This is a genomic window from Aeromicrobium sp. P5_D10 (genome assembly GCF_054049535.1).
The window spans coordinates 198,121-222,810 of record NZ_JBFUME010000002.1 but is presented as its reverse complement, the minus strand read 5'-3'; the positions used below and the strand labels follow the sequence as shown (position 1 = coordinate 222,810).

32 protein-coding genes and 1 pseudogene are annotated in these 24,690 nt (G+C 66.2%); 12 read left to right on the top strand and 21 right to left on the bottom strand.

The window, feature by feature from the left end:
* Positions 1 to 40 precede the first annotated feature (40 nt).
* Both ACXJKC_RS02770 and ACXJKC_RS02765 read left to right on the top strand, forming a co-directional pair.
* Positions 41 to 586: a TetR/AcrR family transcriptional regulator gene (locus ACXJKC_RS02770; protein ID WP_456695592.1), complete on the top strand. Its 546-nt coding sequence runs from the start codon at positions 41 to 43 to the stop codon at positions 584 to 586.
* On the top strand, positions 583 to 1,152 hold the full coding sequence (locus tag ACXJKC_RS02765; RefSeq protein ID WP_456695145.1) for a hypothetical protein: 570 nt from the start codon (positions 583 to 585) through the stop codon (positions 1,150 to 1,152). The genes ACXJKC_RS02770 and ACXJKC_RS02765 overlap by 4 nt, the downstream gene beginning before the upstream one ends.
* Here the strand turns inward: ACXJKC_RS02765 and ACXJKC_RS02760 are convergent.
* Together ACXJKC_RS02760 and ACXJKC_RS02755 are read right to left on the bottom strand one after the other, a co-directional pair.
* Positions 1,079 to 1,993, bottom strand: a complete 915-nt coding sequence (locus ACXJKC_RS02760; protein WP_456695144.1) for an EamA family transporter — start codon at positions 1,991 to 1,993, stop codon at positions 1,079 to 1,081. The two genes, ACXJKC_RS02765 and ACXJKC_RS02760, sit on opposite strands and share 74 nt — an antisense overlap.
* A 61-nt stretch (positions 1,994 to 2,054) precedes the next feature.
* Positions 2,055 to 3,587, bottom strand: coding sequence for an MFS transporter (locus ACXJKC_RS02755; protein WP_456695143.1), 1,533 nt, complete (start codon positions 3,585 to 3,587; stop codon positions 2,055 to 2,057).
* Between the two features lie 102 nt (positions 3,588 to 3,689).
* Between ACXJKC_RS02755 and ACXJKC_RS02750 the strand changes: the two genes are divergently transcribed.
* Together ACXJKC_RS02750 and ACXJKC_RS02745 are read left to right on the top strand one after the other, a co-directional pair.
* Positions 3,690 to 4,217, top strand: coding sequence for a TetR/AcrR family transcriptional regulator (locus ACXJKC_RS02750; RefSeq protein WP_456695142.1), 528 nt, complete (start codon positions 3,690 to 3,692; stop codon positions 4,215 to 4,217).
* A gap of 142 nt (positions 4,218 to 4,359) precedes the next feature.
* On the top strand, positions 4,360 to 4,629 hold the full coding sequence (locus ACXJKC_RS02745; RefSeq protein WP_456695141.1) for a DUF2277 domain-containing protein: 270 nt from the start codon (positions 4,360 to 4,362) through the stop codon (positions 4,627 to 4,629).
* Between the two features lie 130 nt (positions 4,630 to 4,759).
* Here ACXJKC_RS02745 and ACXJKC_RS02740 read toward each other — a convergent pair whose 3' ends face one another.
* The 3 genes from ACXJKC_RS02740 to ACXJKC_RS02730 are packed head-to-tail and all read right to left on the bottom strand — an operon-like array spanning position 4,760 to position 6,967.
* Positions 4,760 to 5,326 (bottom strand): IMPACT family protein, encoded by a 567-nt coding sequence (locus ACXJKC_RS02740; RefSeq protein ID WP_456695140.1) that lies wholly within the window; start codon positions 5,324 to 5,326, stop codon positions 4,760 to 4,762.
* A gap of 38 nt (positions 5,327 to 5,364) precedes the next feature.
* Positions 5,365 to 6,129, bottom strand: a complete 765-nt coding sequence (locus tag ACXJKC_RS02735) for a class I SAM-dependent methyltransferase (RefSeq protein WP_456695139.1) — start codon at positions 6,127 to 6,129, stop codon at positions 5,365 to 5,367.
* A 37-nt stretch (positions 6,130 to 6,166) separates the two neighbouring features.
* Entirely contained in the window at positions 6,167 to 6,967 is an 801-nt protein-coding gene (locus tag ACXJKC_RS02730) for a crotonase/enoyl-CoA hydratase family protein (RefSeq protein ID WP_456695138.1), read from the bottom strand.
* Between the two features lie 70 nt (positions 6,968 to 7,037).
* Between ACXJKC_RS02730 and ACXJKC_RS02725 the strand changes: the two genes are divergently transcribed.
* The 4 genes from ACXJKC_RS02725 (at position 7,038) to ACXJKC_RS02710 (ending at position 8,304) form a co-directional block, all read left to right on the top strand.
* The gene (locus ACXJKC_RS02725; RefSeq protein WP_456695137.1) at positions 7,038 to 7,325 is read left to right on the top strand and encodes a WhiB family transcriptional regulator; all 288 of its coding nucleotides are present in this window, start codon (positions 7,038 to 7,040) and stop codon (positions 7,323 to 7,325) included.
* 75 nt (positions 7,326 to 7,400) lie between these two features.
* Positions 7,401 to 7,700 carry a DUF4235 domain-containing protein gene (locus ACXJKC_RS02720; RefSeq protein ID WP_456695136.1) on the top strand — a complete coding sequence of 100 codons (300 nt, stop codon included), beginning with the start codon at positions 7,401 to 7,403 and terminating at the stop codon, positions 7,698 to 7,700.
* Positions 7,701 to 7,714: 14 nt separating this feature from the next.
* Positions 7,715 to 7,900, top strand: a complete 186-nt coding sequence (locus ACXJKC_RS02715) for a hypothetical protein (protein WP_456695135.1) — start codon at positions 7,715 to 7,717, stop codon at positions 7,898 to 7,900.
* On the top strand, positions 7,897 to 8,304 hold the full coding sequence (locus ACXJKC_RS02710; RefSeq protein WP_456695134.1) for a pyridoxamine 5'-phosphate oxidase family protein: 408 nt from the start codon (positions 7,897 to 7,899) through the stop codon (positions 8,302 to 8,304). Before ACXJKC_RS02715 ends, ACXJKC_RS02710 begins: the two co-directional genes overlap by 4 nt.
* A 1-nt stretch (position 8,305) precedes the next feature.
* On the opposite strand, the gene ACXJKC_RS02705 is transcribed toward ACXJKC_RS02710, so the two are convergent.
* Entirely contained in the window at positions 8,306 to 8,998 is a 693-nt protein-coding gene (locus ACXJKC_RS02705) for a universal stress protein (protein ID WP_456695133.1), read from the bottom strand.
* An 84-nt stretch (positions 8,999 to 9,082) separates the two neighbouring features.
* Between ACXJKC_RS02705 and ACXJKC_RS02700 the strand changes: the two genes are divergently transcribed.
* From ACXJKC_RS02700 to ACXJKC_RS02685, 4 genes are all read left to right on the top strand, one after another.
* Positions 9,083 to 9,526: a DUF1801 domain-containing protein gene (locus tag ACXJKC_RS02700; protein ID WP_456695132.1), complete on the top strand. Its 444-nt coding sequence runs from the start codon at positions 9,083 to 9,085 to the stop codon at positions 9,524 to 9,526.
* Positions 9,527 to 9,551: 25 nt separating this feature from the next.
* Positions 9,552 to 9,878 carry a putative quinol monooxygenase gene (locus tag ACXJKC_RS02695; protein WP_456695131.1) on the top strand — a complete coding sequence of 109 codons (327 nt, stop codon included), beginning with the start codon at positions 9,552 to 9,554 and terminating at the stop codon, positions 9,876 to 9,878.
* 13 nt (positions 9,879 to 9,891) lie between these two features.
* Complete coding sequence (locus tag ACXJKC_RS02690; protein ID WP_456695130.1) at positions 9,892 to 10,710, top strand: lipoyl protein ligase domain-containing protein; 819 nt, start codon at positions 9,892 to 9,894, stop codon at positions 10,708 to 10,710.
* A gap of 222 nt (positions 10,711 to 10,932) precedes the next feature.
* On the top strand, positions 10,933 to 11,460 hold the full coding sequence (locus ACXJKC_RS02685; RefSeq protein WP_456695129.1) for a hypothetical protein: 528 nt from the start codon (positions 10,933 to 10,935) through the stop codon (positions 11,458 to 11,460).
* Between the two features lie 324 nt (positions 11,461 to 11,784).
* Here ACXJKC_RS02685 and ACXJKC_RS02680 read toward each other — a convergent pair whose 3' ends face one another.
* From ACXJKC_RS02680 to ACXJKC_RS02610, 15 genes and pseudogenes are all read right to left on the bottom strand, one after another.
* On the bottom strand, positions 11,785 to 12,192 hold the full coding sequence (locus tag ACXJKC_RS02680; protein ID WP_456695128.1) for a PIN domain-containing protein: 408 nt from the start codon (positions 12,190 to 12,192) through the stop codon (positions 11,785 to 11,787).
* Positions 12,189 to 12,410, bottom strand: coding sequence for a type II toxin-antitoxin system VapB family antitoxin (gene vapB / locus ACXJKC_RS02675; protein WP_456695127.1), 222 nt, complete (start codon positions 12,408 to 12,410; stop codon positions 12,189 to 12,191). The genes ACXJKC_RS02680 and vapB overlap by 4 nt, the downstream gene beginning before the upstream one ends.
* A gap of 70 nt (positions 12,411 to 12,480) precedes the next feature.
* Positions 12,481 to 13,254 (bottom strand): crotonase/enoyl-CoA hydratase family protein, encoded by a 774-nt coding sequence (locus ACXJKC_RS02670; protein ID WP_456695126.1) that lies wholly within the window; start codon positions 13,252 to 13,254, stop codon positions 12,481 to 12,483.
* Positions 13,251 to 14,021, bottom strand: a complete 771-nt coding sequence (locus ACXJKC_RS02665; protein WP_456695125.1) for a VOC family protein — start codon at positions 14,019 to 14,021, stop codon at positions 13,251 to 13,253. Before ACXJKC_RS02665 ends, ACXJKC_RS02670 begins: the two co-directional genes overlap by 4 nt.
* Positions 14,014 to 15,375, bottom strand: a complete 1,362-nt coding sequence (locus tag ACXJKC_RS02660) for an acetyl-CoA carboxylase biotin carboxylase subunit (RefSeq protein WP_456695124.1) — start codon at positions 15,373 to 15,375, stop codon at positions 14,014 to 14,016. The genes ACXJKC_RS02665 and ACXJKC_RS02660 overlap by 8 nt, the downstream gene beginning before the upstream one ends.
* A gap of 6 nt (positions 15,376 to 15,381) precedes the next feature.
* Positions 15,382 to 15,594 carry a biotin/lipoyl-binding carrier protein gene (locus ACXJKC_RS02655; protein WP_456695123.1) on the bottom strand — a complete coding sequence of 71 codons (213 nt, stop codon included), beginning with the start codon at positions 15,592 to 15,594 and terminating at the stop codon, positions 15,382 to 15,384.
* Positions 15,595 to 15,673: 79 nt separating this feature from the next.
* A complete protein-coding gene (locus ACXJKC_RS02650) occupies positions 15,674 to 17,242 on the bottom strand; it encodes an acyl-CoA carboxylase subunit beta (protein WP_456695122.1) in 1,569 nt (522 codons plus the stop codon).
* Positions 17,239 to 18,828 carry an AMP-binding protein gene (locus ACXJKC_RS02645; protein ID WP_456695121.1) on the bottom strand — a complete coding sequence of 530 codons (1,590 nt, stop codon included), beginning with the start codon at positions 18,826 to 18,828 and terminating at the stop codon, positions 17,239 to 17,241. The genes ACXJKC_RS02650 and ACXJKC_RS02645 overlap by 4 nt, the downstream gene beginning before the upstream one ends.
* Positions 18,825 to 19,565, bottom strand: a complete 741-nt coding sequence (fabG, locus tag ACXJKC_RS02640) for a 3-oxoacyl-ACP reductase FabG (protein WP_456695120.1) — start codon at positions 19,563 to 19,565, stop codon at positions 18,825 to 18,827. Before fabG ends, ACXJKC_RS02645 begins: the two co-directional genes overlap by 4 nt.
* Positions 19,558 to 20,007: a MaoC/PaaZ C-terminal domain-containing protein gene (locus ACXJKC_RS02635; RefSeq protein WP_456695119.1), complete on the bottom strand. Its 450-nt coding sequence runs from the start codon at positions 20,005 to 20,007 to the stop codon at positions 19,558 to 19,560. The genes fabG and ACXJKC_RS02635 overlap by 8 nt, the downstream gene beginning before the upstream one ends.
* Positions 20,004 to 20,885 (bottom strand): branched-chain amino acid ABC transporter permease, encoded by an 882-nt coding sequence (locus tag ACXJKC_RS02630; RefSeq protein ID WP_456695118.1) that lies wholly within the window; start codon positions 20,883 to 20,885, stop codon positions 20,004 to 20,006. Before ACXJKC_RS02630 ends, ACXJKC_RS02635 begins: the two co-directional genes overlap by 4 nt.
* Positions 20,882 to 21,544, bottom strand: a pseudogene (locus ACXJKC_RS02625) (ABC transporter ATP-binding protein); the annotation flags it as partial. The pseudogene ACXJKC_RS02625 and the gene ACXJKC_RS02630, both read right to left, overlap by 4 nt.
* A 61-nt stretch (positions 21,545 to 21,605) precedes the next feature.
* Positions 21,606 to 22,361: an ABC transporter ATP-binding protein gene (locus ACXJKC_RS02620; RefSeq protein WP_456695117.1), complete on the bottom strand. Its 756-nt coding sequence runs from the start codon at positions 22,359 to 22,361 to the stop codon at positions 21,606 to 21,608.
* Positions 22,362 to 22,371: 10 nt separating this feature from the next.
* Positions 22,372 to 23,421, bottom strand: coding sequence for a branched-chain amino acid ABC transporter permease (locus ACXJKC_RS02615; protein ID WP_456695116.1), 1,050 nt, complete (start codon positions 23,419 to 23,421; stop codon positions 22,372 to 22,374).
* A complete protein-coding gene (locus ACXJKC_RS02610; RefSeq protein ID WP_456695115.1) occupies positions 23,411 to 24,646 on the bottom strand; it encodes an ABC transporter substrate-binding protein in 1,236 nt (411 codons plus the stop codon). The genes ACXJKC_RS02615 and ACXJKC_RS02610 overlap by 11 nt, the downstream gene beginning before the upstream one ends.
* Positions 24,647 to 24,690: the final 44 nt, after the last annotated feature.

Here is a 24,690-nt window from a genome sequence, read left to right as displayed (position 1 = left end):
ACACCCATTAACCAGGGGCCGCTATACTGGGGTTGTGACAATGACGCGCCGCGACCAAATCCTTGATACTGCGGCGACGCTTTTCGCTCAACGCGGATTCCATGGAGTGTCGATGCATGACATCGGCAGCGCCTGCGGAATCTCCGGACCTGCCATCTACAAGCACTTCGCCAGCAAGGACGACGTCCTCAACCAGTCCCTGGTCGGGATCAGCGAGCGCCTGCTGGCCGAAGGACAGATACGGGCGGCCACCAACGCCGATCCGTCCGTCGCGCTCGAGGCGCTGATCGACTGGCATATCGAATTCGCGCTCGCCGATCCCGCACTCATCACGATCCAGGTCAGCGAGTGGACCAATCTCGGAGTCGAGGGCCGCACCGCGGTTCGCAGGCTGCAGTTGGCCTATATCGACATCTGGGTCGATACCGTCAGACAACTACGCGGCGACCTCGATGCCGCGGAGGCCCGGGCCGTCGTCCAGGCGACATTCGGCCTGCTGAACTCGACGCCGCACAGTGCCCGCATCAGCGAATCGGCGATGCGGGACCGACTGGCCAGAATGGCGCGCGCCGCCCTCCTGGCGTGAACCGCACGTGGCGGGAATGGGCCAAGACACTCCTTCCCCGCGTGACCGCACCGGGCGCGCGCATCCTGATCGACGGCCGCTCCGGTTCGGGCAAATCGACCCTTGCCGCCGAGCTCGTGGCTCTCGCCGCAGATCGCGGAATCCGCGTGCAGCTCGAACATCTCGAAGACATCTACCCCGGATGGGACGGACTCGAAGCAGGCGCTCACACCCTCGTGACCGAGATCCTCGAACCTTTGGTCGAGAGCGGCAGCGCCAACTGGCGCACGTACGACTGGTTCGCGGCCGCACCTGGCCGCTGGCTCACCGCCAACGCGACGGATCCGCTGATCGTCGAGGGCGCCGGCGCACTGACCCGGGCGAGCTCGGCTTTGGCAACCTACTCGATCTGGGTCGAGGCGGATGAGGCCTTCAGACAGACTCGCGCCTTCGCCCGAGACGGTGATACGTATCGGCCGCACTGGCAGCGCTGGGCCGATCAGGAGGTCGCGCTCATCGCCCGCGAGAACTCTCCTCAGCTGGCAGACCTCGTGATCGACGCGACGCAGGTCGAAGACTCCGACTGATCGTGGCCACCGCTACTCCGGTCAGCATCACGACGCCACCGGCGATCTCCAGCCCGGTCGGGACTTCGTCCTGGACGATCCACGCCGTGGCGATGCCGATGACCGGCACCAACAGGACATACGGCACCACGGCGCTCGCCGGATAGCGGGCCAGCAGCGTGTTCCAGATCCCGTAGCCGATCAGCGAGGCGCCGACCGCGGTGTACGCCGTACTCGCGATCGCCGCACCCGACAGGTGAGTCATGGCGTGGGCGATCTCGTCCGGTCCATCGACCAGCAGGGAGAGCACCAGCGCGGGGATCGGGACCACGAGCGCAGACCACACGACGAGTGAGAAGCCCGAGGCGATTCCGGCACTACGTGCGATGACATTGCCCGTCGCCCAGGACAGCGCGGCACCCAACAGGACGATCAGTGGAAGCACCGGCGCGGAGGCACCATGGGCCAGCACGACCACGACGAGCCCGGTCGTGCCGACCGTCGCGCCAATGAGTTGGCGACGGGTCGGCGGTTCCTTGATCACGACCGCCGCGATGACGATCGTGAAGATCACCTGGGCCTGCAGCACGAGCGATGCCAGCCCGGCCGGCATACCGAGATCGAGCGAGATGTACAGGAGACTGAACTGGCCGAGACTCATGAACGCTCCGACCGCGACGACCTGTTGCCAGGTCGCCTGTGGTCGCGGGACGAAGAACACCAACGGCAAGGCGACCAGCACGAACCGCATCGCCAGGAACAGCAGCGGCGGGACCCCGTCGAGCCCGGCGTCGATCACCACGAAGTTCGCGCCCCAGATCACCATCACGGTCAGCGCGAGCAGACTGTGACGAGGTGACATGGAACCAGTGTCGTCTTCGTGATGAGACGCCGGGCTCAGCGGGGTCGCCCAGTGCCGGACGTCAGGCGTTCTTGAGCGTCCGCCACGACACCATCGCCGCCATCAGAGCCAGTCCGATCGCGACCGCCGAGGTGTACTGCACGCCCAAGTCGAACGCCGAATGGGCCGACTCGAGCAGACCTTCGCCGACCTCGTTGGGGTAGAACTTGGCGGCCTCGACCGTGCCGCCGAGCGTCTCGAACGCACCCTGGCGCTCGCCCCACTCGAGCATCGCCGGATACGTCAGGTGCGTGCGATAGGTCGAGGTCAGGACCGTGCCCAGCACAGCCGTGCCGAGAACCGCACCGATCTCGTACGCAGTCTCCGAGATCGCCGACGCTGCTCCTGCCTTCGACGGCTTGACCGCCGACAGCATGAGGTCATTGGTCAGTGTCTCGGCCATGCCGATGCCGACTCCCATGACGGCGAATGCGACGGCCACCGAAACGACGGTGGGCGTCCCGGTCAACGCCGTGACGGTGTATCCCGCCGCCGATGCCGCGAAACTCACCGTCACCAGGACTCGCGGCGAGATGAACTGCACGAGCCGCACCGCCGCGAAGCCCGCCAGAACCGTCGCCGCCAGGCCCGGCAGCAGCACCAGGGCCGAGTCCATGGGGTTCAGGCCCATGACGAGCTGCAGCAGTTGGGCACCCAGGAACAGGAAGCCGGTCAGTCCCATGAGGCTCAGCAGGTTCGCGATGATCGCGCCGGTGAAGACCCGGTTGCTGAACAGCGTCAGGTCGATCATCGGCGCAGCACTGCGGCGCAGCCGGCGGATGAACGCCCAGCCCGAGATCGCTCCGATCGCGAACGCGGTCAGCGTCAGGTCGTTCAGGCCGTGCTCGGCGACGTTCTTGATCGCGAACACGGTCGGCAACATCGCCGACAACGACAGGACGATCGCCACCGGGTCGAGCGGTCCCGGCTCGGGATCGCGCGACTCGGGCAGGAGTATGAGTGCGAGCGGGATCAGTGCCAAGATGATCGGCGCATTGATGAAGAAGACCGAGCCCCACCAGAAATGGCCGAGCAGCCAGCCGCCCAGCACAGGTCCGAGCGCGGCACCGCCGGAGAACATCGCGGCCCAGGTCGCGATCGCGATACGGCGATCACGGACATCGGGGAACACGTTGCGGATCAGCGACAGGGTCGAGGGCATCAACGTCGCACCGAAGACGCCCTGCAGGAAACGCGCGCCCATCAGCATCTCGGGGCTCTGGCTGTAGGCCGCGAGCAGCGACGCGAAGCCGAAACCGACCGAGCCGATCAGCAGGAGCCGGCGCCGCCCGAAACGGTCGCCGATGCTGCCCATCGCGATGAGCAGACCCGCCAGCATGATGGCGTACAGGTCGACGATCCACAGCAGCTGAGTGCCACTGGGTTTGAGGTCGACGCTGACCGCCGGGAGCGCGAAGCTCAAGACGGTGTTGTCGACCGAGACCATGAGGACGGGGAACATGAGCACGGCCAGCGCGGCCCATTCACGGGGTCCGGCCCGGTGTTCGTTCATGGTGCTGTCGTTCAAGGTGCTGGTGTCGTTGAGCATGGTCATGTCGTCCTCCTCACGGTTTTGTGGTTACCTTTCAACTATACCGTCTGGACGGTACAGTTGATACCTCGGGTGACGTGATCTTCACCTCGGTACAGTGACCCCATGGCAGCCAAGGAGCGTTCGACTCGCGACCGCCTCCTCGACGCATTCGAGACTCTGCTCGTGACCGCCGGCAGCCGTTCTGCCACCCTCGATGCCGTCGCCTCAGCGGCCGAGGTGTCCAAGGGCGGTCTGCTGTATCACTTCCACAGCAAGGACGAGCTTGTCGAGGGAATGCTCGACCGGCTTCGCGAGCAGGGCAAGACCGACGTCGAGAAGATGCGCACCGCACGCGAGGGACCGGTCGAGTTCTACCTGACGACATCGATCAACACCGGCAGCGACTTCGATCGAGCGCTGATCGCGGCCGGCCGCATCGCGCAGGAGAATGACTCCCGCGCCTCAGCAGCTCTTGCGGATCTGCGCGAGGACTGGTTCGCGGTACTGCGCGATCACATCGACGACGAGGCCCTGGCCCGCACGATCCAGCTGATCGGCGACGGTCTGTACTTCGACGACACGACCGGGTTGAGCGAGAAGAACGCACTGACCCACGTCCGCGACGTCCTCAAAAGACTCAACGCCCTCTAACTCGTCCCCGTTCCCCCCTTCCCCTTTCTCGCGAGTGGTGCGGTTTGGTCTTTCTGAGACGGCGCGTCGGTCCAAACCGCACCGCTCGCGGGCAGCTTTGCACCACTCGCGGGAATGGGGTGGTCGGGGTTAGCCTGCACATATGTGCCGAAACATCCGAACTCTTCACAACTTCGAGCCGGCCGCCAACAATGACGAGATCCGCGCCGCCGCGATCCAATTCGTCCGCAAGATCAGCGGGTCGACCAAACCGTCGAAGGCCAATGAGGCCGTGTTCTGGCAGGCCGTCGACGACATCGCCCACATCACCGGACACCTGCTCGACGATCTGGTGACCACCGCACCGCCCAAGGACCGCGAGGTCGAGGCCGCCAAGGCCAAGGAACGATCGGCCAAACGCTTCGCCTCCTAACCCAGCGCTCGCGAGTCACTCAGTTACCGTCGGCGAGTCACTGAATTACGAACCACGCGTACTTGAGTGACTCACGGACCGTAAGGGAGCGACTCGCGAGCGGTAATTCAGTGACTCGCGAGCGTGGGGGTCAGAGCCAGGTGGTGGCGCACTTCGTGACGTTTGCACGCCCGGCACTCGCCTCAGCCACCTGACGCTCGAACAGCGCTGGGTCGACGACGCTGACCGTGAACACCGCGCGGGAGCCGTACTCCACATCGGTCACCTCTCCCAGTGCTCGCAGCCGGTTGTCGAGCGCACCGGCGTCCGCCGGCATCGCCACGACCTGCATGACATGGCGTAGCGATCGCTCCTGCACCCCTGCAGCATCCAGTGCCGCGCCGGCCGCATCGCCGTAAGCCCGCACAAGGCCACCCGCACCCAGCAGCGTCCCACCGAACCAGCGGGACACCACGACCACGACGTCACTGATCGACCGCCGAGTGACGACCTCGAGGATCGGCGCGCCGGCCGTCCCGGACGGTTCGCCGTCGTCGTTCGAGCGCTGCAACATCGAGTCGGCGCCGATCACGAACGCCGTGCAGTGATGCCGGGCGTCGTGATGTTCGCGCCTCACCGCGTCGATGAACGCGCGTGCACCGACCTCGGACTCGACCCGCCGGACCTGACCCAGGAAGCGCGACCGCTTGACCTCCACCTCAGCCGAGGCAGGGCCAGCGATCGTGCGGTAGGACGTCAGGACTTGCGGAGCTTCAAGAAGATGCTGGGGCCGAAATTGCTGCGGGCGAGACGGGCCTGGGTGACCCTCTCGGCAGCCAGCATGACGCTCGTCGGCAGCGCGCGCTTGAGGCGCTGGCTGCGCAGGTTCGAGACCGAGAGCTTGCTTTCGAGCTGCAGTCCCGCCGCTGCGAGCTGCCCCACGACGGTGTCGATGTTGTGGTTGACGAACGCGATCGCGTCGGGCTCATCGGCTTTGGTCTGCCTGATGTCGACCGGTGTGGTCGGCATCGGCTTGCCCTCTCTCTTGTGCCGACGACGGTTCTTGAAGTGACCGTAGTTGGCGACCTCGATGATCGCGGTACCGCCAGGAGCGAGCACGCGGGAGATCTCGGCGAACTCTGCTGTCGGCTCGGGAATGTGGTGCATGACGCGGACCATCGTGATCAGATCGAGCTCGCCGTCGGCGAACTTGAGGTCGTCGGCCTGCATCTGGACCTGCTTGATGTCGGTGCCTTCCAGCACCTTCTTGGCCGCCTCCAGCTGCGTCGCGGCAGGTTCGGCGAGCGTCACTTCGTTCGAGAACGAGCGCAGCAGCAGGCACAGACGTCCGAAGCCGCCACCGATGTCAGCCGCCTTGGAGTAGCGGTTGCCCTTCAGCAGACGCCGGATCGCAATGTGCTCGGCCGCGTTCTCGTAATCGCGGTTGTCCCAGTACTTGGTGTAGTCGTAGTTGCGCTCGTACTGGTTGGCAACCTTCTTGCCGGGATTCTCGTCAGTCACGCCCAGAACCCTAGCAACCGAACGGCCGCATCCCGAATCAGCCGAATGTGCGGGGTCCGAAAACCGGCTTCTCCTTGGCGGCGCCGGCCTTGCGGGCGATTGCGGTATTGCGCGCCTTGAACATCGCGGCCTGCAGTCGACGCTCGAGCCGGTACGCCGAACGCAGGCTGCCGCGGCGCGTTCGGTAGATCAGCTGCTTGGTCGCGGCGACGGAGTCGGGCGAACGTTCGACGATCTGGTCGACCAACACGAGCGCGGCCTTCAGCGGATCGTCGCTCGCTTCGGTTGCCAGACCGAGTTCCACGGCCCGTTCGCCGCTGAACGGTTCGCCGGTCATCGACAACCGCATCGCCACATCGGCGGGCAGCAACTCGCTGAACGGGACCGTCCCGCCCATGTCGGGCACGAGCCCCCACTTGGCCTCGAGAATCGCCCACGTGGCATCGGGCGTCGTGAAACGGAAGTCGGCGCCTGCAGCGAGCTGCAGACCGGCCCCGTAGCAATGTCCCTGGATGACCGCGATGACCGGAACAGGCAGCGTGCGCCATATCTGATTGACCTGCTGGAATCTGTTGACGGTCCTCGGGCCGGCGAAGAAGTAGCGCGCAACCCGCTTCTTGTCCTTGAACGCTGCGGCGAAATCGAGTCCAGCACAAAATGAACGTCCGGTGCCCTGCAGCACGATGGCGCGGATCTCGGTGTTGTTCCGCAGCAACTTGGCCGCGTCGATGAGCTCGGCGATCGTCTCCAGATCGACTCCGTTGAGCTTGTCGGGACGGTTGAGCGTCACGTACGCCACGGGGCCGTCGATCTCGGTCAGAACTCTAGGTGCGGTCATATCCCCATGTTACCCGCGAGTAGTGATCCCCTACTTGTTTGAAACGTCAACAGCGGGGAACTTCAGGAACATGGTGAACGTCAACCGACTTCCGGGCCCGATGATCGACGCGTACGAATGGCAGTACGACGGCCTGTGTGCGGGCGTCGACAGCTCGGTGTTCTTCTCACCCGAGGCCGAGCGTGGCGCCAAACGCGAGCGCCGTGAGGAAACCGCCAAATCGCTGTGCCGACGTTGCCCCGTGATCGATCGCTGCCGTGAGCACGCTCTCGCAGTCCGTGAGCCCTACGGCGTGTGGGGCGGCATGACCGAGGGAGAGCGCGCGGCTTTGGCCCGCACCTCCAAGATCGCGAGTTGAATCCCCTATGACCACCAGTGTGGACGCCACGTCTCGGGGGCGCGGCGTCCGCTCTGGCCGCCTCCAGGAGGCAATGTGACATCTACCCATCGGCCGAGTACTTCGGCGAAGATCCTCTACCGACCCGTCGGCATCGTCAGCTCGATCGCCGGCGGACTCGTGGCGAGTCTGCTGTTCAAACAGATCTGGAAACGGGTCAGCAGCAGCACCGACGGCGGGGACCCACCCGGACCGCTGCAGTCGGAGTATCCATTCAAGGAGATCCTGCTGGCTGCCGTGCTCCAGGGAGCCATCTATTCAGTTGTGAAAACTGTCATCCAACGCCAGGGCGCCAAGGGCTTCCAGCGGGCGACCGGCGAGTGGCCTGGCAGCTGAGGACAGGAATTCCCATGACATCGACATCATCAGACGCCTCGCCCGACCCCGACGAGCCCCAGCCGCTCGACGACCCGTCCGGTTTCGGACCCGTCGATATCGCAGGACACGAACCTCCGCCCCCGCACGACGATGACGAAGCCGACACGGCCGGCGATCCCGAACTCCACCTCGACCCCGAGGCAGGACCGACAAGTTGAACGGTCAGCTGGCGGTACTGAGCGAGCGGGAGTGTTGGGATCTGCTCGACTCTGCCGTGGTCGGCATCGTCGGCTTCGTGGACGCCGACGGCCAACAGCTGATCCCGGTCAATATCCAGGTGATCGAACAGCGGCTGTACTTCCGCATCGACGAGACGACCTCACTCGGGATCCTCGCCGACGGCCATGACGATGTCGCGGTGGCCGCCAGCCACGCCGATTCCCTGTTCGGGCACGGCTGGAACGTCACGGTGCACGGCAGCAGCAGTCAGGTCGATGACGATGCAATCCGCGATGCGCTCGAACACTCCGGACGGCGATCGGCGTGGGCCGGCGGCGATCGCAATACGATCGTCGAGGTCCAGCCGCGCTCGATCGCCGGTAGACGAGTCCACCACCGCTGATTCACTCCCGGTCGGCCGCTGGAATCACGACGACGGGACAGCTGGCCGCGCCGACGATCTCCTGTGCGTGCGGATCGACCAAGACCAGCAACCCTGCCCGGTCGGCCGCTTCGATAGCGACGTCACGCGAGACGCCCTCGGCGTGGACAACCCGGAGTTCGACCCCGCGGGCCTGCGCCGTCTTGTGACCGAACTCCAGGGCTGACGGCGCGGGGGTGTCGCCGCCGACCAGGACGACAACCGGCAAGGCATCACGCTCGAGCGGCCACTGCGCCGGCACGACGAGGACCGGGCATACGGCACGCCTGACGAGGTGATGCGTGACCTCTCCCTCGAACATCTTCACGTACCAGGGTTTGCGAGCTGCCGGACCAATGATCATCAGCCTCGCGTCCGCTGATTCCTGCTCCAGAATCTCCTGCGTGTGGCCGCGTGTCAGAACACATTCGATGACGAGACCCGGGTGGTTCTGTTCCAGATGCCGTACCGCGGCGTCGAGGACGTCCTGGCCCCCGGCACGATAGGAAGCCGCGATGTCGACGCCCGCGATCGGGCCCGGCGGTGCGGGCGGCACGACATAGGCGCGGACGAGTCGCAGTCCGCAGCCGGACCGGGCGGCTTCACGTGCGGCGTAGTCGAGGATCGACAGCTGGTCGTCTGCGACGCCGACCGCGACGGGCCCATGGACAGTCATCTGATCTCCTGTGTCGCCGGGGTGCAGCCTTCAGCATCTCGCGTCGGCCGGTTCACGCGCACGCGCCCTCGGTACTGTCTCATCATGAGCACAGCGCCAGAGTTCGAGGAGTACCTGGCGGGGCTGCCACCAGAACGGTTCGAGGTCCTCACCCAGGCCATCGAACTGGTCGAGGAGGCCCTGCCAGAAGGGTATGTGCGCGAGATGGATTTCGGCATGCCGAACTGGGTCATTCCGCTCGAGGTGTACCCCGACACCTACAACGGGCACCCGTTGAGCGTCGCCGCCCTCGCCGCGCAGAAGAACTACACCTCGTTGTACCTGCACGGGGTCTACGCGAACGCCGAGGAAGAGGCAACGTTCCAGGCTGACTGGACTGCCAGCGGCAAGAAGCTCGACATGGGCAAGAGCTGTGTGCGATTCAAACGCTTCGACGATCTGGCCGCCGAGGCAATCGCCGGCACGATCAGACGGACGACTCCCGAGTTGCTGATCTCCCTGCACGAGCAGGCACGCCGTAGTAAATAAAGACCGACCCGACCGCAGGAGAACCATGATCCTCATTAACGTCCGATTCCACGTGTTGCCCGAGTACGCCGAGCAGTGGCCCGAGCTATCGCGTGAGTTCACCGAGGCCACCCGCGCCGAACCCGGCAACCTGTGGTTCCGCTGGTCGCGCAGTCTCGATGATCCGAACGAATACGTGCTGCTGGAAGCGTTCGAGGACGATGCTGCCGAGGCGCACGTGAAGTCGGCGCATTTCGTCAAGGCCATGCAGGTCATGCCGCAGTGGCTGGAGTCGACGCCTCACATCATCAATGCCGTGATCCCCGACCAGGACTGGGGCCTGATGGGCGAGCTGCAGATCGACCGCGGCTGAAGGCCTGCACGCCGTGCAACAGAAATCTCCTCGCCTACTGATCGCGGGTCATGGGGCTCCCGAGGCCAGGTCGGCAGCAGTCGAACTCGCGATCCCCGCCCTGCTGCTGCGCAACCCCCCTGGCCTCTGGTCAGAGCTGGTGCACATCTACGTGCCACAGGGGCCGACCGTCGCATTCAGCTCCCGTGACCTGCGCCGGCCGGGGATCCTCGCGGCTACCGATCTGGCTCGTTCCGCCGGTTTCGAGCCAGTCGTGCGCTCACCCGGCGGGCAGATGGTCGCGTACGACAGTGGGGCCGTCGTGATCGACCACCTCACCTGGAGTTCGGGTCTGCGTCAGGCCGGTGGATCGACTTTTGCCGACAATGCTGGGAGTCATGCGAACGTCTTGCGGTCGTTGGGTGACATCGATGCGCAGGTCGGGCCGGTCGACGGTGAGTACTGCCCGGGCGAGTTCAGCATCAATGTCGCCGGACGGACCAAGGTCGTCGGTTCGGCCCAACGCATCACCGGAACCGGGTCGTTGTTCAGCACCGTCGTGCAGGTTGCGGTCTCAGCCGAGGTGCGCGCGGTGATCGCCGCTGTTTCCGATGCACTCGGCTATGAGTTGCGGACGGAATCGATCGCCGGTCTGCGCGACTACGAGCCCTCCCTTACTGCGGACCAGGTCGCCGCGGCGTTCGCGACCGACTACCGGCATCGCCTTGGGATGGACGATGGTCGACTGCCCGGCGACATCGTGGAGCGGACAGCCGGTGTGGGTTCACTGCCAGCCGAGGCCGGACCGTTCGCCGTCGATACGTGGGCTCGCGCGCAACCGCTGGTCCCTTGACCACGGCGATGAGCGGCGCAGATCTTCGATCTCTATAGCAATTGCTATACACCTGTCCTATGGGCCATGGCTGAGTACTAGTGGCCGCAGACGCCTGCCGCTCACTGCGATCCGACCGGCGTTTCATACCGCCCAAATGACACGTGAGGACCTCCATAGCTCTATCTGGGACGCCCAAGATCAGATGCGTATGTTCCGGCAGCGACGTGCCAAGATGTCACCGTGGGCATCGACAGGGGAGCCGAGCACCTCGGAGCCACGCCGCCATTGCCAAGTTCAATCTGGGTGGTCGCCTGGGCGTCGATGGCGGGCCAGGCGGTGCTGCTGGGCCAGCGGGGCGTACAGCTTGACAACGAAGTTTCGCTTGTCCTGTCAGTCGTGCTCGGCGCGCTCCTCGTGGGCTACGTCTCCGCCGGGGTCGTCCGGGCCCGCACCGTCCGGCTGGTTTTCGCCTGGATCGTGATGGTGCTTAGCTTGATCGCAGAACTCGTCGCCCTGGTCTCGATCGACGACCTCAGCCAGGCGCCCCTGGTCGTCCTCTCCGTCGCGACCACGGTGGTGGCGCTGGCCGGGCTGGCGAGGTTCCACCGCACCGACTGGTACGCCTGGCAGCGCACAAAACCGTCGGTCCACGATGGCGCCCCGATCCGCCAGCTAGTCGCGATCGGCATGCTCGTCGGCGTGCTGGGCGGGCTCGCGGCACCGGGCAATGACGGACTCGACGTACGCATCAGCGTTGCCGGCCGCTGACCGACGGCTACGTCCGCTCCTGTCGAAATCGTATGCGGTACGCCTCCCAGTTAGAGGTTTCGGTACACGCAGACCCAAAAGCCGCACCATCGCGCTGTGCCACACCAACGCGTTGGCACTGTGTCCCCGGCCGTCAAGAACGGCGACCGCTCAATCGCGATCCGCGGCGATGGCAATCGCGTTGCGCCTAGTAGCAGGGGTCTCTCTCAGTTCGTGTGCACTCGTTGACAGCGTCGCCGGCTGCTCGGACTCGGAGCTGGCGCAGACCGATCGCGTAGCCGACCAGAGGTCGGGATCTACAGACGGTGACATTCGACGATTGGACTACAGGCTCAGTCGCTCAACGGGCTGGCCAGTCAAGCCCGCGATCAGCTCGAAGTCCTTGTCCACGTGAAGGACTGAGCGGTTGCTGATTTCGGCGGTCGCGGCGATCAGGAGATCCGGGATCGAAGGCGCTCGGTGCTGACCGCGTTCGACCAGTCTTTGCAGCACCTCTATCGCGCGGTCCTCCATCGCGGGCGCTGAATACTCGACCGGCATGGCCGAAATTGGCGCCGTACGCAACAACGCGTCAAGGTCAGTGCCCGACCGGGCCGAGTAACCGACTTCGAGCAAAGTGATCGCCGTGATGTGGACCAGGCCACGCTCGATGCGGTTGGCCCACATGTCGGCATCCGGGCTCGCACCCAGTCTGACGAGCGCCGACTTGTCGATGATCCAGGTTGTGCTCACGACCACGCGTCTGCCATCACATCGTCATCGGCCAGGTCTGCGAACGTGGCGCTGAACCTGGCGAGGTCGAGCGCAGTGACGGCCGTGACGGCGCGTCGCGCCTCTTGGTGCAGTTGACGGCGCAAGAACTCTGTCCGCGAGATGCCAAGCCGGGCCGCCTGCTCATCCAACAACGCGAGATCATCTGCTGGGAAGTTGCGAATCAATACATCTGGCATGTGAAACCTCCGTTGATATCTGATGATATCAACGGAGTGCGGGAGATCAAACCGACCGGACTAGAAGGGTTCAGACGTCGGTGAACCGTGGCGGACGTTTCTCGGCGAACGCCGTCGCACCTTCTCGGGCGTCATTCGACGACCAGACCGGCTCGACCATGACCTGCTGGCGCTCCCACAGCTCATCCGGCGTCCACGAGGGAGCCGTGCGCAGCACCTGCTTGCTGACCTGCACCGCCGCCGGGCTGTTGGCGGCGATCTCACCGGCGAGGTCGAGCGCGGCACGCAACGCCTCACCCGGAGCGGTCAGCACGTTGACAAGGCCGAGCTCGTAGAGCCGAGTCGCGGAGATCTCGCCGCCGGTCAGGGCCATCTGCATCGCGATGTTCCCGGGCAACCGGTCGGGCAGCCTCAGCAGCGCGCCGCCGTCGGCGACGAGCCCCCGCTTGACCTCGGGGATGCCGAGTCGGGCGTCGTCGGCGACGACCATCAGGTCGCAGGCCAGGGCGATCTCAAGCCCCCCGGCCAGGGCGAAGCCTTCGACGGCGGCGATCAGCGGCTTGCGGGGTGGTCGGCGGGTCAGCCCGGCGAAACCGTACTCGGGATGCTCGCCGAGCTCTCCGTCGAGGAACGCCTTGAGGTCGAGGCCCGCACAGAAGCCCGAACCCGCACCGGTCAGCACCGCGGCGCGCAGGGTCGGGGTGTCGTCGAGCCGTTCCATGGCCCGGCCGAGCTGGTCGGCGACGGCATCGTTGATCGAATTACGCGCGTCAGGCCGATCGATCGTGACGACCAGGACATGTTCGCCGACGACCTCGGTGCCGATGACAGGTGAAGCGATCATGACAATTCCTCGATAGGTAGGAGTCCGACGTGCACGGACTCAGGAAGCGGGCCACGGCACTGGATGCTGGCGACACCGGCCTTGGCAGCCGGGCGGACCAGGACCGACGCATGTGCCCACGAGTAGCGGACGTCGTCGCCTTCGGCGGTGGCGGTGCCGTGCAGGATCCCGCCGAGCAGCGCATCGGTCAGATCCAAGTCGCGCGACCGCAGAGTCGTGGAGACCAGCTTCACATGCCGCCTGGGCTCCTCGTCCCACATGAACTCCCACCACCGGGGTTCTCTGGCGCCCCGGTTGCCCGGGAAGCTGTCGACATCGCGCTCATGGGTCGCCATCAGCTCGGCCGCAGGCGGGAACGCTGCGGTGGTGTCGGCGAGCTGGATCACGACGCGATGCGTGAGCTCGGGCATGACGAACGCTTCGCGCCACTTGTCGTACGAGTAGTCCTCGCCGACGACCTCGAGCCCGAGCGCCCGCACCTGCGCGACCGAATCGACCAGATCCGGCACCGTGAACGTGAGATGGTGCGGCGATTCGCCGTGGGACGCGACGAACCGGTCGAGGAAACCTCCCGGCGCCTCCGGCTCCATCAGCTCAAGACGTCCGCCGCCGTCCGCGTCACCGACGTGGAACAGCACGTACCGGAAATCGTCGAGCACCTCGCCCGCGATCGGGGTGGCTCCCAGCTCACGCCGCAGCCACCGCCCTGTCGCGGCGATGTCGGTCACCGCGACCGACGTGTGATCGAGCTCGTAGCCGTCAGGCATCGGCCAGCAACGCCTTGAGCCTGGCCGGATCGTCGAGGATGTCGCGGCACGTCTCGGCCTTGGCCCACTGGTCGGTCGCCAGGAGCGCACGGTGGAACGGCAAAAGGGTTGCGATGCCCGTGACGGTGTACGCGTCGAGGGCGGCGAGCATCGCCTGCGTCGCCGACTCCCGGTCGTGGCCCCAGACGACGAGCTTGGCCAGCATCGGGTCGTAGTAGGGCAGCACCTTGGTGCCGGCCGTGACACCCGAGTCGACGCGCACGTGCTCCCCGGTCGGCTCGACGTACTCCTCGATCGTGCCCGGATTGGGCAGGAACCGCTTGGCGGCGTTCTCGGCGTTGATCCGGCACTCGATCGCATGGCCGTTGATCACGAGATCGTCCTGCGCGAACGACAACGGCTCGCCCGCCGCGATGCGCACCTGCTCGGCGACGATGTCGACGCCGGTGACCATCTCGGTGACGCAGTGCTCGACCTGGATGCGGGTATTCATCTCCAGGAAGAAGAACTCGTCGCCGACCAGGAGGCCTTCGACCGTCCCCGCCGACCGGTAGCCCACGGCCCGGGCGGCCTCGATTGCGATCGCGCCGATGCGTTCGCGCAGCTCGGGCGTGACCTGCGGGGCAGGTGACTCCTCGATGAGCTTCTGGTGACGCCGCTGAATCGAGCAGTCGCGCTCGAAGAGATGGACGACCGAGCCCTGCGAGTCGGCCAGCACCTGCACCTCGACGTGTCGGGGATCCTCCAGGTAGCGCTCGAGGTAGACCGTCGCGTCACCGAAGAAGCGCTGGCCTTCGCCGCTGGCACCTTCGATCGCGGCTTCGAGCTGATCTGGCGACGCTGCGACCCGGAAGCCCTTGCCGCCGCCGGCACCGGATGCCTTGACTGCAATGGGGTAGCCGATGTCGGCCGCCATCGCCGTTGCCTGCTCCAGCGACGTGATGGCGTCGAGCGAACCCGGCACGACCGGGACACCGGCGGCGGACATCGTGTTGCGGGCCGCGATCTTGGAGCCCATCGCCCGCATCGACGCCGCCGACGGGCCGATGAAGACCAGCCCGGCGGCCTCGCACGCGTCGACGAAGTCGGGATTCTCCGACAACAGGCCGTACCCGGGGTGGATGGCTTGCGCGCCGCTGCTGAGGGCGGCCTCGATCACGGCGTCGATGCGCAGATAGCTCTCGGCCACCGGCGCTTCGCCGATCGCCACGGCGTGGTCGGCGGCCTTGACGTGCAGCGCATCGGCCTCGACGTCAGAGTGCACCGCGACCGATTCGATGCCGAGTTCGCGCAACGTCCGCATGACACGGACCGCGATCTCGCCGCGGTTGGCGACCAGTATCCGGGTGAACACGGCGCCTCAGTCCAGCGTCACGACGACGTCGCCGTCGTCGACCGCATCGCCTTCGCCGACATGGACCTTCGTGACGGTGCCGGCGGTCTCGGCCTCGACCGGGATCTCCATCTTCATGGACTCCAGGATCACGACGGCGTCGCCTTCTGCCACCTGGTCGCCCTCCTTGACCAGGACCTTCCAGACCACGGCGGTGGTGTCGGACTCGATGTCAGTCATGGGTTCTGCCTTTCGTTGATACGGGCTTGGTTCGTACGGGGAGTCGTGCTGGGCGTCGGACGGGTTGTGGTGCGGAGCGTCACGGACGCAGGCTCCACTGCCTCTTCTGCGGTCCCAAGTTGGTCGCGACCTTGTGCATCGACGCGTTGAGGAAGGCGCAGACGATCTCGCGGGTGTCGCGCGGGTCGATCATGTTCTCGACGCCGAAGGCCTCGGCGGTCTTCCACGGATCGGAGAGCTCGAGCATCCGCTGCTCGGCGAGGCGGCGGTACTCGACGGGGTCGTCGGCTGCCTCGATCTCGCGCTTGAAGCCGGCCTCGACGCCGCCCTCGATCGGCAGGTCGCCCCACTCGGCGGTGGGCCAGGCGATACGCAGGCTGAGGCTGTCGGGGCTCGACGTCGCCGAGACCGCCATGCCGTACGCCTTGCGCACCTGGATCGTCACGACCGGGACCTCGGCCTCGATGATCGACTGGATCGCCCGCATGCCCCAGCGGACGACGTTTCCGCGCTCGGCGTTGGGGCCGACCATGAAGCCCGGGACGTCGACGAAGTAGACGATCGGCAGGTGGAAGGTGCTGCACGTGTCGACGAAGCGCACCTGCTTCTCGGCGGCGGCAGCGTCGAGCGCTCCCCCCAGGTGGCGCGGATTGCTCGCGACGACGCCGACGGGGATGCCGTCCATGCGGGCGAAGCCGGTCGTGACGCTCTTGCCCCACTTGGGTCCGACCTCGAAGAACGAGTCGGCGTCGACGACGGTCTTGATGACCTTCGACGCGTGATAGGGCTGGCGCCGGTTCTCGGGGATGATCTCGAGCAGCTCGTCGCCGCGGCGGGTCACCGGATCGGTGCGCTCACCGCGCGGGGGCAGCTCCCAGACGTTCTGCGGCAGATAGCCGAGCACGGTCTGCATCTGGCGGATCGCGTCGTCCTCGTCCTCGGCGATGTTGTCGATCGCGCCCGAGCCGGAGGTGTGGATCTTCGCGCCGCCGAGCTCGAACTTGTCGATGTCGAGGCCGAGGGCCCGCTTGACCAGCGGCGGACCGCCGGCGAACATCACCGAGTCCTTGGTCATGACCGAGAAGTGGCTCAGGACCGTGCGGCCTGCGGTGCCGCCGACGGCCGCGCCGCTGACCATCGCCAGCACCGGCACCTCGGCGAGCAGCTCGTACGACCGCTTCCAGCTCAGCGAGCTGACGAGGTAGGAGTGGCCCTTCTCGGCCTGGGCCGCGACGTCACCGCCGATGCCTTCCATGAACATCACAAGCGGGATGCGGTACTCGTGGGCGAGGTCCTCGACGAATCCGCCGAGCCCGCCCTTGAGCCGGTCGAGGTAGGTCTGCGGGGCACCGCCGCGCACCGTGAAGTCTTCGCCGCCCAGCGCGACCGGACGTCCGGCGAACTCCGCGAGACCCATGACGTAGCTGGCCGGGAGCTGCCCGATCAGGTTGCCGTTGACGTCGACATCGTCGTACGTCGTGAACTCGCCGATCTCGTAGAACGCGCTCGAGGCCCGCTCGATGCGCTCGCGGATCGTGTACCTGCCCTGCTGGTGAGCGCGATCGATCCGGCGCTCGCCACCGAGCTTGCGGGCCTCGGCGCGACGCTTGTCGAGCTCCTCCAGGGCGTTCTTCCACGTGAAGCTCACTGAGCAACCTCTCTGTCGTCGCGGGGGGCTCGTGTCGCTCCCCGCTGGTAGATGTCTGGTCCTTCGATGTCGACGGACAGCCGTCGCTTCTGGATCACACCGGTGCCGACGCTGCGCACGAACGTCGACGCCTGGGTCAGCTGCAGGATCTGCGGCACCGCGTACCGGGGCAGACTCTGCTCGCAGAAGGCGAAGAAGTCGTCGACGTCGAACGCCGCCGTCTCGTCGGGCACGACGAAGACCTTGATCTCGTCCTCGCCGCCCATCTCGTCGAGGACGCCGATCACGGCGCACTCCACGACGCCCGGCGCGGTGCCGATGACCGACTCGAGCTCGTAGGCCGAGATGTTCTCGCCGCGGCGGCGCAGGCTGTCGGTGAGGCGTCCCACGAACGTCAGGTAGCCGTCGTCGTCGAGGCGTCCGAGGTCGCCGCTGTGGAACCACAGCCCCCGCCATGCCTCGACGGTCGCGTCGTCGCGACGCCAGTAGCCGAGCGTCATCATGTTCGCGGCCTGCGGACGGATCACGATCTCGCCGACCTGACCGGTCTCGACCGGCACTCCGGCCGGGTCGTGGATCTCGATGTCGAAGCCCGCGCACGGCCAGCCCGCGCTGCCGCGGCGTTGGTGGCCGCGCGACTCGAACGTCGGGCCGTCGGCCTCGGTCTGGCCGAACATGCTGAGGATCGAGATGCCGAGGCCGTCCTCGAAGTACTCGTAGGCCTCCGCCGGGATGGGCGCACCCAGGAACCGGGTCAGCCGGGTGCTGCCCGCCGGTCCCGGATCGGTCGTCATGACGACCGACAGCACGGCACCGATCACGAACGCCCACGTGACCTCGAGCTCGCGGATCTGCGGCCACCACTTGCGGGCGCTGAACCGGCGGTCAAACGACAGCACCGAGCCGGACTGGATCACCGCCGGCAGGACGATGTGCGCGTCGACGTGGAAGAACGGCAGGACGAAGTAGCCGACGTCTCCCTCGTCGAGGTCGAGGACCCGACCGACGACCGAGCCGAGGTTGGAGAAGTAGGCGCGTGGCAGCATGACGCCTTTGGACGCGCCCGTCGTGCCGCTCGTGTAGAGGATCGTGCCGAGTGCGGACGGCGCGAGCCCGACCGCGACGGCGTCGAGCGCGGCAGCCTGGTCGGCGCTGATGTCGGCGAGAACGAGCTCGTCGGTGACGACCAGCGGCACCTCGCCGACCTGGGGAAGACCGTCGGCCATCTCGCGCTCGGCCAGGATCACCGTGGGATCACAGTCGCTGAGCACGAACTCCAGCATCGGTCCGCGCAGCTCGGCGTTGACCGAGACCTCGACGGCGCCGATCCACCAGATGCCGAACTGCCAGGCCAGACGCCACTCGGAATTGCCGCTGACGAGAGCGACCCGATCACCCTCGGTGACGCCGATGCCAAGCAGGTGCTGGGCGCACCGGCGGGCCGCACCGGCGAGCTCGCTGACAGTCCACTCGCCGTCGGGCCAGCGCAGCAGCAGGTGCGAGGCGCGCAGCCGCTCGGCCTCCAGGAGGTCGATGACCGGACCCTGCCGATGGATATCGGCCCCCTCGATGACGTGTCCCCTCACAGGTGCATCTCACCTCCGTTGACGTCGAGCACGTGCGCCGTGACGTACGACGAAGCCGGCGACAGCAGGAAGGCGACCGCTTCGGCGATCTCTTCGGGCTGGGCGAGGCGGCCCAGGGCAGTCGCATCCATCCAGCCCTGCTTGACCGTCTCGGGCACGTCCGCGAGCATCGGGGTCTCGACGGCGCCGGGCGCGACCGCATTGCAGCGCACGCCGTGCTTCGCGAGCTCGAGCGCCACCGACTTGGTCAGCCCCACGATGCCGGCCTTCGCGGCGGCGTAGTTGGTCTGTCCGTACGAGCCGTGCCGTCCCGACGACGAGATGTTGACGATCGACCCCGTCGGCGAGGCGCCGAGGTCGTCGGCCAGGATCTGGCAGCCCAACCAGGTGCCGCGCAGGTGGACGTCGATGACCTGGTGCCACTCGTCGTCGCTCATGCGCTTCATGGTTCGGTCGCGGGTGATGCCGGCGTTGTTGACCAGACCGTCGACACCGCCGAGCTCGTCGCGCACCTGACGGGCCGCTTCGTCCCACGATTCGCGACTGCTCACGTCGAGCCGGACCGCGAGGCACCGCTCGCCCAGCGCGTCGGCGACCTGCTGCGCCGCGTCGACGTCGCGGTCGGCGACGGCGACGTAAGCGCCGTCGCGGATCAGCACCTCGCTGACCGCACGACCGATGCCCGAGGCGCCGCCCGTCACGACATAGCGACGACCCGAGTGTCCGCGTTCATGCATCGGGGGCTCCTGCCACGAGCAGCACGTCGGTCCCCTGCTGGACGACGGTCCCATCCTGCTTCTCAACCACGACGTCGAGCGTCACGACGCCCATGCCGGGCTTCGACGAACTGGGCTTGAGCCCGCTGATGGTCTGGACGACGTGCACCGTGTCGCCCGCGAACGTCGGGGCCGACATCCGCCGGTCGACGTTGAGGTAGGCCTGGATCGCCAGATCGTCGAGCCCCGGCGTGCGGAGCCCGCTCGAGATCGACAGGATCAACAACCCGTGCGCGATCCGGGCGCCGAAGTCCGTGTTCTCCCTGACCCATTCGGCGTCCATGTGCAGCGGGTTGAAGTCGCCCGACAGCCCCGCGAAGGCCACGATGTCGGCCTCGGTGACAGTGCGGCCCGAGGACGTGTACGACGTCCCCTGCTCGAGTTGGTTGAAGTAGAGCGTCACAGCTTGAGGTTCTCCTTGATGCCGATGATGCCGTTGGGTCTGAAGATCAGGAACACCACCAGGCACGAGACGACGATGGCTTCCAGCAGGGTGCTCGACAGATATGACGACACCATTGCTTCCAGGATGCCCAGCACCATGCCGCCGAGCACAGCCCCGCGGATCGATCCGATGCCGCCGATGATCGCTGCGATGAAGGCTTTCAGCGTGATCAGGAAGCCGAGGCCGATCGTGATGGTGCGGAAGTTCGTGATGTACATGAACACGCCAATCATGCCGATCGCTCCACTGAGTCCGTAGACCAGTGCGACGATCCGGTTGACCCGGATGCCCATGAGCTCGGCGGTCGCCCGGTCTTGCGAGACGGCGACGATCGCCTGACCGTGTCGGCTCCGGGTCAAGAAGAGCTGGAACAGCGCCACGATGCCGAGTGCCACGACCAGGTTCATCAAAGCCAAGTACGTGATGCGGACTTCGCCCAGCGATATCGAACCCGATGGCAGCAGCCCCTCGGGGAACGTCCGGGGCTGCACGCCCCAGAACAGCTGCACCAGGTTGCGCAGGACGAATCCTGCGGCCATGGCCGCGATGAACGCCATGAACAGCTGCTTGCGCGACATCAACGGACGGTAGATGACCCGCTCGATGCCGATCGCGAGGATCGCCGCGAGCATCATCGCGAACAGCACCGCGACCCAGAACGGTGCGCCCAGGAGCATCAGGGTGCTGGCGAAGAACGCCGAGAAGATCAGCGTGTCGCCGTGGGCGAAGTGCATCAGGCCGAGGACCTGGTAGACCAGTCCGTAGCCGACACACCACAGCGAATACTGGGCACCGATCGCGATGCCGTTGACGAGCTGCTGCAGGAAGTACGTCATGCGCGTGCCTCTCCGTGATGCTCGAAGTAGTGCGAACCCACCTCATCGGCGGTGACATCGGCGGCATCGGCCTCGAAGACGATCTCGCCGTCGGTCAGCACCGCGATGCGGTCACACAGTTCGAGGGCTTTGACGACGTTCTGCTCCACGAGCAGCACGCTGATGCCGGTCGACTGCACGAGCGACTTGAGTCCTTCATAGACCTGGTCGATCAGCACCGGGGCCAGTCCGAGCGAGGGCTCGTCGAGCAACAGCAGGGACGGATTGGACATCATGGCGCGGCCGATCGCGAGAATCTGCTGCTCACCGCCGCTGAGCAGGCCCGCGGGTGAGGTGCGGCGGCGCTTGATGACGGGCCAGGCGTCGAGATAGGCCTCGATCTCCGCGTCGATCGCGGCGCGGTCCTTGCGGCTGTAGGCACCGAGTTGGAGATTGGCCTCGGTCGTCATGCGGGGGAAGACCCGACGGCCTTCGGGGCACAGCGCCATACCGCGTTCGACGACTCGTGCCGGGGAGTCCTTCAGCAGGGAGTCGCCCTTGAACGTCACGGTTCCCGAGGTCGCCCGCAGCTGGCGCGACAGCACCTTCAGCAGCGTCGACTTGCCGGCACCGTTGGGGCCGCACACCGCCAGCACTTCGCCGGGTTCGACCCGCAACGACAGGTCATGGAGCACTTCGGTGACGCCGTATCCGGCGCTCACGTCTGAGACTTCGAGCATGTCACTCACCTCCCACGTAGATGCTGCGGACGTGCGGATCGCGGGCGACGTCATCGGGCAGTCCGTCCGCGATGACCTGGCCGCCGTCCATGACGACCGCGCGGTGCGAGACATCGAGCACCAATTCGAGCCGGTGCTCGACCAGGAACAGGCTCATGGGCTCACCGTCTGATTCGACCAATGCCGTGACCATGCGGATCAGCTCGTCGGCCTCGTCGACCGACATGCCCGCCGTCGGTTCGTCGAGCACCAAGACCTTGGGTCGCAGCGCGATCGCGCGGGCCAGCTCGAGACGTTTCTGGTCGGCGTACGACAGGGAGCTCACTGTTTCGTTGAGCTTGTCTTGCAGACCGACCTGTTCGAGGGCAGCCTCTGCGGCGTCCTTGGCGGCGGATGCTCGGCGCCGGGCCGCTGGTGTCGCGATCATGTCGGCGAGCCAGCGCTGGGTCAGCGACCGGCCATCCGTGATCTGCAGATACAGACCGGCCACCGCGTTCTCGAGGACCGACATCTCCTGCACGAGTCGCAGGTTCTGGAAGGTTCTGGCCAGTCCGGCCTGACGGATCGCCTCTGGGGAGAGCCCCGACAGCGTCTCGCCGCCGAGGCTGACCGATCCGTGAGTCGGCCGGTAGAAGCCGGTCATGACGTTGATCAGCGTCGACTTGCCCGAACCGTTCGGGCCGATCACGCCGACTATTTCGCCGGGGCCCACCGAGAACGAGACGTCCTTGAGTGCGACGACACCGCCGAAGGTCATTCCAACCTCATCAACGCGAAGCATCGCGCACCTGCTTTCCACGTCGGGAACGTCGTTCGCCGAGGGCGTCCTTGAAGACACCGCCGCGCAGGAAGACCGCGATGATCACGGCGATGCCGATCAGGCCGACGCTGTAGTCGCTGATTCCGCGGAACTCCTCGTTCAGCAGGGTGAAGATGATCGCCACCGCCACGGCGCCGGGGAGGCTCGCCATGCCGCCGATGATGACGTACAGGCTGAGCATGAACGAGGCGTCGAAATTGAAATCGGCGGGGCTGATGAACTGCAAGGTGGCAGTCAGGAAGGCACCCGCGACGCCGACGAGGGCCGAGCTCAGGATCATCGCGGTGACCCGGATCTTGAGCGGCTTGATGCCCATGCTGCGGGCGGCCACATCGTCGTAGCGGACCACGAGCATCGAGCGACCGAGGAAGCCCGACGCGATCCGGCTGATGACGATATAGAGGACGACCAGGAGTCCGAGGCACAGGTAGTAGCCGTTGACCGGGTCGCCGAACGAGAGTCCGAAGAAGTCGAGTGTGGGGATGCCGAAGAAGCCCTCACGTCCGCGGGTCAGATCCGGGAGGTTCGCCAGTAGCTGCGCGACGGCGATCGTGAGCCCGAGCGAGATCAGGACGAAGTAGTCACCCTTGACGCGGGCCGTGGCCAACGCGAGCAGGCCACCGCCGACACCGGCCACAAGGGCGGCGGCGACGATCGCGGCCTCGAACGACCAACCGTGGTCGGTCACCAGGATCGCCGTCGTATAGGCGCCGAGGCCGTAGAACGTGCCCTGCGAGAGATTGAGCATTCCGGCGTAGCCCAAGGAGAGGACCAGCGGCGCAACGACCGCGGCGTTGAGGAATGCGACCGTGAAGATCTGCAGGCGGAACGGCGAGGTCACGACTTGGGGGAGCAAGAAGGCGAGCGCCAGCACCACCGGGACGCCGATCGTGGCCACCTTGGTCAGGTACCGCGACGCGAGCGCCCGGTAGTCCTGGGGCGGGCGGCCCGTGGCCGGAGCGGAAGCCCCGGCCACGGTCAGGTCGTTACGGGGCATCGGTGCGCTCGACCGTCCCGTCCGACTTCATGGTGTAAGAAGCAGCCTTCTCGCGATCCTGGGGATCGGAGCCGGTGACCTTCGACATCGTTCCGAACCGCTCCTTGGGAGTCAGGTCCTTCGTGAAGTCGATGGGTCCCAGCAGGCCTTCGCCCTTGGTCTTGGTGATGAACTCCAGCAGGTCAGTCTTGGACTCCGCACCGGCGTCGATGGCCGCCGCGATCGTCAGGACGCTGTCGAAGCTGTGCATGCTGGCGGTCGGGATGTTCTTGCCGTTCGCAGCCTTGAACTTGGCGTCCATCTGCTCCAGCAGCGAGCCCTTTTCGGGGAACACGTTGGCCGGGTCCATCTGGTAGACGTCGCCCTGCGTGATGGTCGAGCCTGCGGCGTCCGAGAACGTCTGGCCCCAGCCCTCACCGAGGAAGTCGACGAAGGGCTGCTTCATGCCGGTGCGTCGCATCTGCGAGACGATCTTGCCCGCATCTGCCTGGAACGCGCCGCTCATGACGACGTCGGGCTTGGACTTGTTGATGCGGGTCAGCAGCGTTGCGAAGTCGGCGGTGCCGTCGGCGTACGTCTGCTTCGAGACGTTCTTGGCGCCATTGGTCTTCAGCGCCGCGTCGAGACCCTTGTAGTAGGAGTCGAGGAACGAGTAGTCGCCGGCGATGCTGCCGACCGTCTTGGCGCCGAGGTCGGTCGAGGCGTAGTCAGCTGCGACTCGTGCGAAGTTCGACACTGCCGCCGATACGACGACGAGGTTGTCGGCGTCCGTGGTCAGGAAGTCTGCCGAGGCGAACGAGACGACGGCGGGGAGCTTGTACTTCTGGAGCACGACGCCGGCCGCCTGGGCCTGACCGCTGCTGAGGAATCCGGTGAGGGCGAAGAGCTTGTCGTCGCCGGCGAACTTGGCGGCGATCGTGGTCGCGGCTTCGGTCTCGAGCTGGTCGTCGGCCGACTCGATCACGAACTTCTTGCCCTTGAGCGGGCCGGCCTGCACGCCGCCCTTTTCGTTGAGGTACTCGGCTGCGAGCTTCGCGCCGTCGACCAGGTCCTTGCCGGTCTCGGCGGAGTCGCCGGTCAACGGCGCGGAGACCAGGATGCGGATCTCCTTCTGATCCGATGCCGAGCCGCCGCCGCTGTCGCCGCCACAGGCGGAGAGCACGAGAGCAGCAGAGATGCCGAGCACCGCGGCGGGGATACCCGCTCGCTTCTTGAAGAGCTTCATGTCTCTTACCTTCCTTGTTTCCTGCGTTGCATTGAGTTCCCGAA